The organism is Pseudomonas sp. PDM05, assembly GCF_014851685.1.
In the GTDB taxonomy this organism is placed as follows: Bacteria; Pseudomonadota; Gammaproteobacteria; order Pseudomonadales; family Pseudomonadaceae; genus Aquipseudomonas.
The window spans coordinates 16,207-29,220 of record NZ_JACVAC010000003.1 but is presented as its reverse complement, the minus strand read 5'-3'; the positions used below and the strand labels follow the sequence as shown (position 1 = coordinate 29,220).

Annotated in this window: 11 protein-coding genes; 7 read left to right on the top strand and 4 right to left on the bottom strand. The window is 62.8% G+C overall.

Features of this window, described 5'->3' with window-relative positions:
- Positions 1-42 precede the first annotated feature (42 nt).
- Positions 43-1,176: a TIGR03364 family FAD-dependent oxidoreductase gene (locus IB241_RS07700; RefSeq protein ID WP_192297868.1), complete on the top strand. Its 1,134-nt coding sequence runs from the start codon at positions 43-45 to the stop codon at positions 1,174-1,176.
- Positions 1,176-1,730, top strand: coding sequence for a phosphonate degradation HD-domain oxygenase (locus tag IB241_RS07695; protein ID WP_192297867.1), 555 nt, complete (start codon positions 1,176-1,178; stop codon positions 1,728-1,730). The genes IB241_RS07700 and IB241_RS07695 overlap by 1 nt, the downstream gene beginning before the upstream one ends.
- On the opposite strand, the gene IB241_RS07690 is transcribed toward IB241_RS07695, so the two are convergent.
- Entirely contained in the window at positions 1,727-3,094 is a 1,368-nt protein-coding gene (locus IB241_RS07690) for a DUF3482 domain-containing protein (RefSeq protein WP_192297866.1), read from the bottom strand. The genes IB241_RS07695 and IB241_RS07690 overlap by 4 nt on opposite strands.
- On the bottom strand, positions 3,087-4,466 hold the full coding sequence (locus tag IB241_RS07685; RefSeq protein ID WP_192297865.1) for a DUF2868 domain-containing protein: 1,380 nt from the start codon (positions 4,464-4,466) through the stop codon (positions 3,087-3,089). The genes IB241_RS07690 and IB241_RS07685 overlap by 8 nt, the downstream gene beginning before the upstream one ends.
- A 69-nt stretch (positions 4,467-4,535) precedes the next feature.
- Between IB241_RS07685 and IB241_RS07680 the strand changes: the two genes are divergently transcribed.
- Positions 4,536-5,048: a dihydrofolate reductase gene (locus IB241_RS07680; RefSeq protein ID WP_192297864.1), complete on the top strand. Its 513-nt coding sequence runs from the start codon at positions 4,536-4,538 to the stop codon at positions 5,046-5,048.
- A 174-nt stretch (positions 5,049-5,222) separates the two neighbouring features.
- Here IB241_RS07680 and IB241_RS07675 read toward each other — a convergent pair whose 3' ends face one another.
- Complete coding sequence (locus IB241_RS07675) at positions 5,223-6,614, bottom strand: L-cystine transporter (RefSeq protein ID WP_192297863.1); 1,392 nt, start codon at positions 6,612-6,614, stop codon at positions 5,223-5,225.
- A 239-nt stretch (positions 6,615-6,853) separates the two neighbouring features.
- Between IB241_RS07675 and IB241_RS07670 the strand changes: the two genes are divergently transcribed.
- The 4 genes from IB241_RS07670 to IB241_RS07655 all read left to right on the top strand — a co-directional run bounded on the left by IB241_RS07670 (position 6,854) and on the right by IB241_RS07655 (position 12,176).
- Entirely contained in the window at positions 6,854-7,912 is a 1,059-nt protein-coding gene (locus IB241_RS07670) for a haloacid dehalogenase-like hydrolase (RefSeq protein WP_370694873.1), read from the top strand.
- Between the two features lie 206 nt (positions 7,913-8,118).
- On the top strand, positions 8,119-8,652 hold the full coding sequence (locus tag IB241_RS07665; RefSeq protein WP_192297862.1) for an RNA polymerase sigma factor: 534 nt from the start codon (positions 8,119-8,121) through the stop codon (positions 8,650-8,652).
- On the top strand, positions 8,649-9,596 hold the full coding sequence (locus tag IB241_RS07660; protein WP_192297861.1) for a FecR family protein: 948 nt from the start codon (positions 8,649-8,651) through the stop codon (positions 9,594-9,596). The genes IB241_RS07665 and IB241_RS07660 overlap by 4 nt, the downstream gene beginning before the upstream one ends.
- 132 nt (positions 9,597-9,728) lie before the next feature.
- The gene (locus tag IB241_RS07655) at positions 9,729-12,176 is read left to right on the top strand and encodes a TonB-dependent siderophore receptor (RefSeq protein WP_192297860.1); all 2,448 of its coding nucleotides are present in this window, start codon (positions 9,729-9,731) and stop codon (positions 12,174-12,176) included.
- A gap of 56 nt (positions 12,177-12,232) precedes the next feature.
- On the opposite strand, the gene IB241_RS07650 is transcribed toward IB241_RS07655, so the two are convergent.
- Complete coding sequence (locus IB241_RS07650; protein WP_192297859.1) at positions 12,233-12,880, bottom strand: putative adhesin; 648 nt, start codon at positions 12,878-12,880, stop codon at positions 12,233-12,235.
- Positions 12,881-13,014: the final 134 nt, after the last annotated feature.

Here is a 13,014-nt window from a genome sequence, read left to right as displayed (position 1 = left end):
GGCTTGCTCGCGAAGGCGGCCTTGAATTCAGGACATCATTCCATGACACACCCCACCGACCTTTTAATTGTCGGCGCCGGCATCCTCGGCCTGTCCCACGCCTTCGCCGCCGCCCAGCGCGGCCTCAAGGTCAAGGTCTTCGAACGCAGCGCCACGCCCCTGGGCGCCTCGGTACGCAACTTCGGCCAGGCCCTGGTCACCGGCCAGCCGCCAGGCACGATGCTCGACCTGGCGCGGCAAAGCCGTGACATCTGGGGCCACTGGGCCCAGGCCGCCGGCCTGCAGCTCAAGCGCAACGGCGCCTACCTGTTCGCCCGCAACGAAGCCGAAGAGCATCTGCTCGAAGCCTTTTGCGCCGGCCGCGCCAAGGAACACGGCTACCACGTCGAATTGCTGCAAGGCGCAGCGATGAAGGATTTGTATGGCGGCCAGTTCCGCCATCACCGTGCCGCGTTGCACGGCAAGGACGACCAGCAACTGTATTCGCGCGAAGCGCTCCCGGCGTTGATCAACTACCTTCGCGACGAATTGAACGTGGAGTTTCATTTCTCCACCCTGGTACGCGATGTGGAACCGGGCCTGCTGCACAGTACGGTGGGCAGCTTTCGCGGCGAGCAGATCATCGTCTGCTCCGGTCACGACTACCAAACCCTGCTGGCCGACGCGATGGCCGAACTCAACCCAAGTATCTGTCGCCTGCAAATGCTGCGCGCACGGCCAGCGGTCAATCTCAACCTGCAACACGCCTTGCTCACCGGCCTCAGTTGCGTGCACTACGGCGCCTTCGCTGACCTGCCCGAGGCGGCGACGGTGCGGGCGCAGATCCTGCGCGATGTGCCGCACCTGCACGAGCACGGCATCCACCTGCTGATCAGCCCGACACCCTATGGCGAGCTGATCATCGGCGACTCCCATGCCTACGGCAGCGATGCCTCGCCGTTCAACGCCGAGCAGGTCGACGACTGGATGATCGAACTGGCCGAGCAGACCCTGGGTTGCAGGCTCCAGGTGCTGGAGCGCTGGCAGGGCGTATACGGGGCACGGGGGCCGGGGCCGTTCTCGTTCCTGCGGGCGGCACCGGGGGTGAGCGCAGCGTTGATGCACACCGGCGTGGGCATGAGCGTCGGGCCGGCGCTGGCCGAGCGCAATATCAGCGCGTTGTGGGGGAGTGTGTGATGAGCCCGGAACAGGCGATTGCCGAGGTCTTTGGCCTGTACGAGCGACACGGCGCGGCGGATTACATCGGCGAGCCGGTGTCGCAGATCGAGCACATGTCCCAGGCCGCGCAGCTTGCCATGTTGGAAGGGTTTGACGATGAAGTGGTGCTGGCGGCGTTTTTCCACGACATCGGGCATCTGTGCGGCCAAGGCGGCGCGGACATGGGCGGCTACGGCGTGGTCAGCCACGAACGGCTGGGCGCGGATTACCTGCGCCGCGCCGGGTTCAGCGAACGCTTGGCCAGGCTCGTGGAATATCACGTGCAAGCCAAGCGCTACCTGACGTTCAACCAACCGGACTACTACGCCCGATTGAGCGCAGCCAGCCGTCGCACCCTGGGCTATCAGGGCGGGATGATGACCGCCGAAGAAGCCCAGGCCTTTGAGCAGGACCCGCTCTGCGCGGTCAGCCTGCGCATGCGTCATTGGGACGAGCAGGCCAAGCAGATGCATGTGCCGCTGCTCGACCTTGAGGTGCTCAAGGCCAAGGCGCGGCAGGTGTTGGCGGCTTAGGTTTCGTCGAGGCGCTGGGCGAGTGCTTCGACCTGCTCCTGGCGTTCGGCCTGGCTGAGTTTGGCGTGGGGGTTGAGCGACGACCATTGCGGATGGGCGCGGGCTTTGTGCAGCGCGTCCGGCAATTTGCCCTCGCGCCAGCTTTTGTCCTGGGGCGTATCGACCTTGATGCTGTGCATCGCCGCATGCCCACGCAGGTTCAGGGCCTTGAGCAACTGACGTTGGCGCAGCGCGAGCAGGCGCAGCACGCTGTCGTCCACGGTCAGTTCGCGTTGGCCTTTGATCTTGCCCAGCAGCCGGCTGCCGTAGCTGCGCGCGGTTTGCAGCGCACCACCGGCAATCGCCCCGGCCAGGGCGGCGGCGCCGAGGGTCAGGCCGCCGACCAGCAGATCCACACCCGCCCCGGCGGCGGCCCCGGCGGCGATCCCGCCACCGACGCGCACCCCGAGTTGCTTGAGGGTTTCCGGGTTGAACAGGTCATCGCCCCAGCGCCCGTCAAGCAGCGGCAAATCGCTGGCGGCGGCGTCTTGCGGGCGAAAGCCGAACAGTTTGAGCAGCGCTTCCACGCATTTCTGTTCGCGCTGGCGCACGGCCTTGCGCAGCTCGTTGATGGCGTGCGGCTCATCTTCGGTGACCACGCTGCGACGGCACGCGGCACAGTCGATCAGCAGCTCGGCGATCAACCGCGCCGCGCTTTGCTGACGGGCCTGGCGCTGGGCCTGCTGGTCAAGAATCAGGCGCTCCAACTGCGGCCGGGCGTTTTCCAGCAATAGGGCGAGGCTTTCGTACAGGCGGCGCTCGCCGTCTTCCGGTGGTGCGACGCTGTCGAACCGCACCAGTGCATGCAGGCCCAGGCGGGCGAGGGCTTCACGCCAGTCCGGTTCGCGGTGGTCGCTGCTGCTGACAAAGTTGAGCACCGGCAGTAACGGCTTGCCGCAACTGGCCAGCACTTGCAGCTCGTCGCGGTACTTGGCTAGCACCGGCTCGCGGGCGTCGATCACGTACAGGCCGGCGTCCGAGGCCAGCAGTTGGCGCAGCACCTTGGCTTCCTGTTCGAAACGCTGGCGCGCTTCGCTGCCTTCGAGGAACCGCGCCAGCCGAGCCGGGCCGTCGAGGCGTTCACCCGGTCGGTCCAGGCGCTCCAGGTAGTCGCGCAGGGCGATGGCGTCTTCCAGGCCGGGGGTGTCGTACAACTCCAGCAGGGCTTCGCCGTCCACCGACAAGCGCGCACCTTCGACATGCCGTGTGGTGCTGGGGCGGTGGGAGACTTCGCCGAAGCCCACGTCGCGGGTCAGGGTGCGCAGCAGCGAGGTTTTGCCGACATTGGTGTGGCCGACCACGGCGAGTTTCAGCGGTTTAGTCATGACCGGTCTCCAGCCAGTTCAGCGGCGCGCAGTCGGCGAAGGGCAGCTCAAGCTGTTGCAGCGCGCTGTGCCAGTCGCCCAGGCGTTCGGCGTCCAGCGCCTGGCCGGGCGGTGCTTGCAGCAGCCACACACGGGTGGCGGCGGCGCTACGGGCGAGTTCGGCGATCAGCGCGAGGCTGCCGCGATCCGGCGAACGTCGTGGGTCGCAGGCGATGGCCAGGCGGGCGGGCGGGAAGCGCGTGAGTTGTTCCAGCAGTTTGTGGCGCGATTCGCGGCTGTCGAGGATGCCGGCGTCGTTGACGTTGGCAGGCAGCTTGGGCGGCCATGGATGCTGGTCGTCCAGTTCGATGGCCACCAGCAGGGCGCCGTCGCTGTGCAGGTCGCTGACGCCGCCGCTGACAGGGGGCAACTGCTCCGGTGCGGCGTCGTTGACGCCGAGGCGTTCGCTGCTTGGCATCAGGCGTTCACGCAGCTGGCTGTAGCCCGGCAGGTTGAGGTCCATGCGCAGGGCGGCGCGCCCGCGTTGCCAGCGCCACAGGCAGAGCAGGGCGAGGAGCAGGCGCGGCAGCAGGCCGTAGACCAGCAGCACGCCTACCAACCAAGCGGCCCAGGCCTGGCGGGCGCGTTCGATGTTCAGCGCGGAATCGCCGCTGGCGCGGATCATCTCGACGGTTGGTACGTTGAAGCCCAGCAGCGCGGGCAGGCTGCCCAACGTTTGGGTTGCGGCGACGAAGGTGTCGGCGCTGAGGATGGTGGTTTCCCACACGAAGCCGTAGCGGCGGGTGGCGAGCAGCGTCAGCAGGATCGCCAGGGCGCTGAGCATGGCCAGCAGCCACAGGCCATTGACCAGCACGCCGACGGCCCAGCGATTGAGTTTTTGGCGTTGCAGCAACAGCAACAACGCCGGTGCCAACTGTGCGGCCTTGGCGTCGCGGGCGAGTTTTTCGCTGAGCCACAACCATAGCCGCCCCAGGCTGGCGCCGTGTTCGCCGGCAAACAGCAGGCCCAGGGCCCAACTGATCAGCAGGATCAGATTCAAACCGAGCAGGCTGCCCAAGGCCCAGAACACATTCACCGGGGCCAGGCCGTTGCCCAGCGCGGCGAAGGCCAGGCCGGCGCCGCTGATCAGCGCGACGATGGCCAGCAGCACCAGCGCCAGGCGCGCACCTTGCAGCCAGCGGGTGAGGGCGGCGCTCAGGCCATCGCGCTCGGCCAGGTGCAGGGCGCGGCGCTGGATACGCATCGGCAAATCGCCACCGGCCGCGCGGGCCAGGCGGTTGGCTTCCTGGTCGTCCAGGGGCCCCGCGTGTTCTTCGCGCAGGCGCACGGTTTCTGTCAGCCAGAGTTTTTGCAGCGGGGTCAGTGCAGTCACGCGCCGTCCTGTTGTGTTTGTGAGCCTGGAGCATAACCCCTGACTCGGGGCTCTGGTATTCTCGTCGCCATGAAAAAAACTCTCCCTTTAAGCCTGATCGCAGCCCTCGGTGAAAACCGCGTGATCGGCGTCGACAACAGCATGCCCTGGCATTTGCCGGGGGATTTCAAATATTTCAAGGCCACTACGCTCGGCAAGCCGATCATCATGGGGCGCAAGACCTGGGATTCCCTGGGCCGACCGTTACCGGGGCGCTTGAACCTTGTGGTCAGCCGTCAGACCGATCTGGTGCTGGAAGGTGCCGAGGTTTTTCCGTCGCTGGACGCTGCGGTTGAGCGCGCCGAAGCGTGGGCGCTGGAGCAGGGCGTGGATGAGCTGATGCTGATCGGCGGTGCGCAGTTGTATGCGCAGGGGCTGGAGCAGGCCGATCGCCTGTATTTGACGCGGGTGGCGTTGAGCCCGCAGGGGGATGCGTGGTTTCCGGAGTTTGATTTGAACCAGTGGAAGCTGGTTTCCAACCAAGAAAATCCGGCTGAAGGTGACAAGCCTGCCTACAACTTCGAAGTCTGGAAAAAAGCCTGACAGCCCGTAGTGAGCAGGCTTGCCCGCGCTGGGCGGCGAAGCCGCCCCAACAGGTACGCCGCGGTGTTTCAGGAAAAACGCGGTGTCTGGTTTTGGGGCGGCTTCGCCGCTCAGCGCGGGTGTAGAACCGTAGACATCCTTTACATCTGAAACCGGGGACATCGTTTACACATTTTAGGCTTGGGCTAGTTCGGCGTGCTCATCGGCATCCAATACGGCGTTATCCGTCTGCCCCATGATCTGGCTGGTAATCGCCCCGGCCGTCATCGAGCCGTTCACGTTCAACGCCGTGCGGCCCATGTCGATCAGCGGCTCCACGGAAATCAGCAACGCCACCAATGACACCGGCAAGCCCATCGCCGGCAGCACGATCAGCGCGGCAAACGTCGCGCCGCCGCCCACGCCCGCCACACCGGCCGAACTCAGGGTCACAATCGCCACCAGCGTCGCGATCCACAGCGGGTCGAGCGGGTTGATGCCCACGGTCGGCGCCACCATCACCGCCAACATCGCCGGGTAAAGACCCGCGCAACCATTCTGGCCGATGGTCGCGCCAAACGAGGCGGCGAAACCGGCGATGGAGTGCGGGATGCCCAGGCGACGGGTCTGCGCCTCGATGCTCAGCGGGATCGCCGCCGCGCTGGAGCGGCTGGTGAAGGCAAACGTCAGCACCGGCCAGACCTTGCGGAAAAAGCGCAGCGGGTTGATCCCGGCCAGGGACAGCAGCAGGCCGTGCACCACGAACATCAGGCCCAGGGCCAGGTACGACACCACCACGAAACTGCCGAGCTTGATGATGTCTTGCAAGTTGGAACCGGCGACCACCTTGGTCATCAGCGCCAATACGCCGTACGGCGTCAATTTCATCACCAGGCGCACCAGGCGCATCACCCAGGCTTGCAGGGTGTCGATGGCGTTGAGCACTTTCTGGCCTTTTTCCACGTCATCCTTGAGCAGTTGCAGCGCGGCAACCCCCAGGAACGCGGCGAAAATCACCACGCTGATGATCGACGTCGGCTTGGCCCGCGCCAGGTCGGCGAACGGGTTCGACGGCACGAACGACAGCAGCAACTGCGGGATATTCAGGTCGGCGACCTTGCCCGCGTAATCACTCTGGATCACCTGCAGGCGCGCCATTTCCTGGGTACCGGCCACCAGGCCTTCGGCGGTGAGGCCGAACAGGTTGGTCAGGCCGATACCGATCAACGCCGCGATCGCGGTGGTGAACAACAGCGTGCCGATGGTCAGGAAGCTGATCTTGCCCAGGGACGCGGCGTTGTGTAAACGCGCCACGGCGCTGAGGATCGAAGCAAATACCAGCGGGATCACGATCATTTGCAGCAATTGCACATAACCGTTGCCGATCAGGTCGAACCAGCCGATGGAAGCCTTGAGCACCGGGTTGCCGGCGCCATAAATGCTATGCAGTGCCACACCGAACGCCACGCCCAGGGCCAGGGCGAACAACACCTTTTTGGCCAGGCTCCAGTTTGTGCGGCGGGTTTGTGCCAGGCCCAGTAACAGGACCACGAACACCAGTAAGTTGAGAATCAGAGGCAGATTCATTGAAGCTCCGTCAGAGGCTGCCAATCGCGTGAGCCTGCGATTGCGAACCGGAAATCCTAACAGCTTGAAATATATTGATTTAATACCGATATCGAATGGTGACTGTCGCTTTTGGAATAAGCCTTTGACGCTCAGGTATATGGCGTTGGCGGAATCAGGACGCAAGCGGTCGTGCTCGGGCGCTAACTGTCACAGGGATTTGTTAGCGTCGATGTCTTTCACTCAGGGAGAAAACGCATATGAAGCTCGCTTCGAGAATGTTTGCCGCCGCGCTGTGCCTGGGCCTTGCTGGCCACGCCATGGCCGCCACCGAGTTGAAACACTGGCCGGCCCCGGCCGCCGAGCAACTGAACAAAATGATCGCCGCCAACGCCAACAAGGGCAATTTCGCGGTGTTCGACATGGACAACACCAGCTACCGCTACGACCTCGAAGAGTCCCTGTTGCCCTACATGGAAAACAAGGGCCTGATCACCCGCGACAGCCTTGATCCGTCGCTCAAGCTTATGCCGTTCAAAGACACTGCCGACCATAAGGAAAGTCTGTTCAGTTACTACTATCGCCTCTGCGAAGTGGACGACATGGTCTGCTACCCGTGGGTCGCCCAGGTGTTTTCGGGGTTCACCCTCAAGGAGCTCAAGGTCCAGGTCGACGAACTGATGGCCTCCGGCAAGCCGGTGCCTGTCAGCTATTTCGAAGGCGACGTGGTGAAAAAATCCGAAGTGCAGCCGCCGAAAGTCTTCACCGGCCAGCAGGAGCTGTACAACAAGCTGATGGAAAACGGCATCGACGTGTATGTGATGACCGCTGCCTCGGAAGAACTGGTGCGCATGGTCGCCGCCGATCCGAAGTACGGCTACAACGTCAAACCCGAGAACGTCATCGGCGTGACCACCCTGCTCAAGGACCGCAAGACCGGCGAGTTGACCACCGCACGCAAACAGATCAGCGCCGGCAAATATGACGAGAAAGCCAACCTCGGCCTCGAACTCACCCCTTACCTGTGGACCCCGGCCACCTGGATGGCCGGTAAACACGCGGCGATCCTGACCTACATCGACGAGTGGAAAAAACCGGTGCTGGTGGGCGGTGACACGCCAACGAGCGATGGCTACATGCTGTTCCACGATGTGGACGTGGCCAAGGGCGGCGTGCATTTGTGGATCAACCGCAAGGACAAATACATGACCCAGCTCAACGGCATGATGGCCAAGCACGCGGCGGCGCAGGCCAAGGAAGGGCTGGCGGTGACGGCGGACAAGAATTGGGTGATTGTGAAGCCTGACGACATTCAGTGACACCGAGTCGCCCTTATCGCAGGCAAGCCAGCTCCCACATTTTGACCGTGTGAACCCGGTCAAGTGTGGGAGCTGGCTTGCCTGCGATGGCTCCCTGAAGAACGCCACAACACCCACAGTAAAAAATAGATTTCAATTGCGAACCAATCTCATCCTCTGCTAGCGTGCGCACCTCCTGAACCCCTCGTTCATCTCAAGGTAGTGCCGTGCTCTCCTGGAATTCGCAGATCGCGCGCCTGTTCGCGGAGCAGAAGAAAGCCCTCGAAGCCTTCGTCACCCGCCGCACCGGCAGCGCTCAGGTAGCCGCCGACCTGACCCAGGAATCGTTCCTGCGCCTGGCCCGGTTGGACTCCGGCGAGAAGATCGACAACCTCCCGGCCTTCCTCTTCACCATCGCCAGTAACCTGGTGCGCGATCACCAGCGCCAGGCCATTCGCCGTGAGCGCCTGGACGCCGGCGAGCCCAGCGAAGAACTGCCGTGCAGCAACCCCGGCGCCGATGAACAATTGGCCGCCTACCAGCAGGAGCAACTGATGCAGGACGCGATCCTGGCGTTGCCCGAGGCGACTCGGCAGATCTTCCTGCTCTATCATGTCGACGAACTTTCCTACCGCCAGATTGGCGAACGCCTGTCGATCACCCCGCGCAGCGTGGAATACCAATTGCGTCGCGCCTTGATTGAATGCCGCGCCTACATCAAGACGCGGCTTGCCTGCGATGCACAAGGACGTCGGACATGACTGCGTTACCCACTGCCGACGAGCTGTTTGAACAAGCGTCCGGCTGGTATTTCCGCCTACAGGCCGAGGACGTGACGCCGGCTGAAATGGACGCCTTCGCCGCCTGGCTCGGCCAGGGCAATGCCCAGGATGAAGCCTGGCAGGAAGTGCAGGCGATGCTCGGCGGTTTGCGTGAACCGGCACGGTTGATCCGCCGCGCCGAGCAGGCCGCGTGGCGCAAACCCGCGCGGCGCTGGGCTTATGCCGCTGCCGTGCTGCTGGCGGTTGGGCTGACCGTGCAGAACACGCCCTGGCTCGACCGCCTGCGCGCGGACTACGCCACCGGCACCGGCGAATCGCGCACCGTCGAATTGGCCGATGGCTCTCAGTTGCAACTCAACACCGACAGCGCGATTCAAGTGCGCATGAGCGGCGGCGAGCGTCAGATTCGTCTGCTGCGTGGCGAAGGTTTTTTCAGCGTGACCAAGGACCCGGCGCGGCCGTTCGTGGTGCAGTCCGGTGAGGGCTGGGTCAAGGTGGTCGGCACCCAGTTCAGCGTGGCGCGGCGCGATGCGCAGACGCGGGTGCAGGTGGCCCAGGGCAAGGTGCAGGTCAGTGCGGGCATGGGCGAGCCGGTCTACCTGGAGCCGGGACGGGCGGTGGAATATCAGGACCAGCGCCTCGCCGACGTGCACGCTTTCGATCCCGCCAGCGGTTTTGCCTGGCGCCAGCGCCAACTGGTGTTCCGCCAACAGCCGCTGTCGGAAGTGGTCAACGAGTTGAACCGTTACTGGCCCGGCAAGACCTTGGTGCTTGGCGACGCGTTGCGCAATCGCGTGGTCTCCGGCGTGTTTGAGATCGACAAACCCGATGCCGTAATCAAGGCGCTGGAATACACCCTCAACCTGCATGCCGAGCACTACACCCCGTATTTGCTGGTGTTGCGCGAAGGCAAAGCCTCTTAGCTGCAACTTTTGCAAAATATTTTCAGGGTTTCCCCGCAAGCCATCGTCCTTGATCACTGAGGCGTAAATAGTAAGCACTCTCAAGTAGTGCGGCGCCGATCACCGACTTTTTTGCACCGGGGAGCACCATCCATGGCACACCGATACGCCGCACGGCCCTTGCTGGCACTGGCTATTTCCTTGGCCAGCGGCACTGCGCCGCTGTATTTGCAGGCTGCTGAGGCCACCCAGGCCCAGACCTACCGCTTCGATATTCCAGGGCAAAGCCTGGACGGTGCGCTGGCGGCATTTTCGGTGGTGACGCGGGTGCAGGTGCTGGTGAATGGTGAGTTGACCCAGGGGGTGGTGTCGCCGGGGGTGAAGGGCAACCTGGGGCAGCGTGAAGCCTTGGGGCAACTGCTCGGCGGCACGGGCTTGAGCGCAGCGTTTATCAATGCCGATACCGTCACCCTGGAAAAGCGTGTGGACGCCGGTGGCGCCCTCGAAGTCGGCGCCACCACCATCAGTGCCGAGCGCCTGGGCGTCACCACTGAAGGTACCGGCTCCTACACCACGGGTGCCGTGACCATCGGCAAGGGCGAGCAGAAACTCAAGGACATCCCGCAGTCGGTCAGCGTCATGACCCGCAAGCAGATGGACGACCAGAACACCACCAAGCTGTCCGACGTGGTCAAGCGCACGCCCGGCCTGACGGCGACCAAATCTCCTGGCCCTGGCATGTTCATCTTCTCCCGTGGTTTCGAAGTGGGCACGCTGCAATACGACGGCGTGGGCATCCCGCGTAACACCTACACGCTGGGCAGCTACCTCACCGAAAACATGGCGATCTACGACCGCGTCGAAACCCTGCGTGGCCCGGCCGCCTTGCTGCAAGGCGCCAACAGCCCCGGCGGCACCATGAATCTGGTGCGCAAGCGTGGCCAGCAGGCGCCCACAGTGACCATCACCGCCAAGGCCGGCTCGTGGGACCATTACGGCACCCAAGTCGATGCCGGTGGCCCGCTCAACCCGGAAGGCACCTTGCGCGGCCGGTTTGTGGCGGATTACGACACCACCAACTCCTTCGTCGACTACGCGGGCGGCTGGAACCAGACCGTCTACGGCGCCGTCGACTACGACTTCACGCCAGACACTACCGTGGGCGTCGGCATCAGTAACCAGAAAGGCCATTCACGCCCCAATTTCATGTCGTTGCCCCGCTACGCCAATGGCAGTGATATCGGCCTGCCGCGTTCGACCTTTGTCGGCGCCAGCTGGAACCGTGCCGTCAACAACCAGACCCAGGTGTTCGCCGACCTGGAGCATCGTTTCAACGATGACTGGAAAGTGAAGGCTGCGCTGGTGGCAATGGACGAGCACAACGACGCGACTTACCAGGCAACGTGGGACACCGTCCCCAACCCCGGTGATACGGGCAATGTGCGCTACATCGACTGGGTGACCGACTTCAATACCAAAAGTCGTGGCGCGGACGTGTATGTCAACGGCAAGTTCGACGGCCTGGGTTTCCAACAGGAAATGGTCCTGGGCGCCAACTATTCCAAACTCACCACCGACGACCAGTGGGCGCGGGCGGCAACGAATGGCGCGGATATTTTCAACATCGACCACAACCGTGTGCAGCGCGACAAATACCAGTTGTTCCAGGCGGGGAACGCCTCGAAGAGCTGGTATGACATTCGCCAGAAAGGCATCTACGGCACCTGGCGCGTCAAGGTGCTGGACCCGCTCACGCTGATCCTCGGCGCGCGCACCAGTTGGTATGAGTACTCCTACATCGGCCAGAACGGTCGCCAGGGCGTGTACGACGCTGCCGAGGAAAGCACCACGCAAACCTCCGGCAAGGTCACCCCGTATGCAGGCCTGGTCTATGCCCTGAACGATCAATGGTCGGCCTACGCCAGCTACGCCGATGCGTTCGAGCCGCAAACCAACCTGACCACCTCCGGCTCGCTGCTCAAGCCTATCGAGGGCAAGAACTACGAGCTGGGCATCAAGGGTGAACTGGCCGATGGTCGCCTCAACACCTCGTTTGCGGTCTTCCGCTACGACCAGGAAAACCGTGGCGTCCAGGACCTGCAAGGGCCGATGAACTGCAATGGCTGGTACTGCTCGGTGGCCTCGGGCAAGGTCCGCAGCCAGGGCTTTGAAGCCACATTGGGCGGTGAAGTGCTGCCGGGTCTGCAACTGGTCTCCAGCTATACCTACAACACCACCAAGTTCCTCAAGGACGACACGTACGAAGGCAAGGTCTTCAGCACCTGGACACCCAAGCACCTGCTCAAGGTATGGGGCGACTACCAATTGCCGGGGGACTGGCAGAAGTTCAGCGTCGGCGCTGGCGTGACGGCGCAAAGCAGCACTGTCGCCTACGATCGCACCTTCAGCGTGCCGGGCAATGCACTGTGGGATTCGCGGGTGGCTTACAAGATCAACCAGGAGTTCACCGTCGCGGCGAACCTGAACAATATGTTCGACAAGAAGTACTACATCCCGGCGTACAACGCGAACTGGGGCAGTAACTACTATGGCGACCCGCGCAATGTGATGTTCACCATGACCTACACCCCACAGTTCTGATGTCAGCCGGATAAAAAATGCCCGGCTCTTGGCGGGCACTTTTTATGCGCGGCGTTTCAGCCTGACGACTTATCCTGTATCGGCGCTCCAGTTGCCGGGACTGTATCGCAACTTTCTTCGCGCAAAGTGGCACGGTATAGAGGTGCTGCAGGATTAAGCAGGTTCGGGCGACAGAATGAAGCGTGAATCTCTTGATACTGCAGCCCCTTGTTATTCACCTCCGTCAGGGCATCCTGCAAAGTGATGGCTATGTTCCTCAAGGCGAGTGAAGGGTTTTTCCGGTTGCGCACAGTCAGCACGTCGAAGTCCGAGTTGTTCACGGTATATCGAATGTTGTTGTAAGAGTCTTCCGGGTATTTGCCGAGCAGATAATTTCGGACTTTTTCACCAGGGCGCGTTTTCTCGTAAATATTCACGGCTTCTCGGGCTACGCCACCCAGGGTGGGGTCTTGCAGCGAATGGCCATCCGGGCCATAAAAAACAAGAGACGTGTTCTCTGGCACTTTCAAGTTCATACCCGGAAGGTAGGCGCCATGGGCGCTGATGACCAGTTTTCTGGGAGACTGCTGTGTCGGGCCTTGGAATAGGTAGAAATGTTCACCAAGGGCCGTTGCCCCGTTTGGCGGCAGGTTTGCTTTGTGTTGTGGAGGATGCTGGAGGGGCGGGGCAACAGTGAAAGAAGGTGCAGGCGCGATTCTGGGCATGAGCGTTACCTGTTAGAAAACTGAAACCATGAACGGGCATTTGCAGTGCTGAGTTCGGTAGGGTCAGTTTGTTTATCGGTAGCTGATGACATTTAGTTCCAGCGAGGGGGCAAAAAAAATGCCCCGAAGATCGG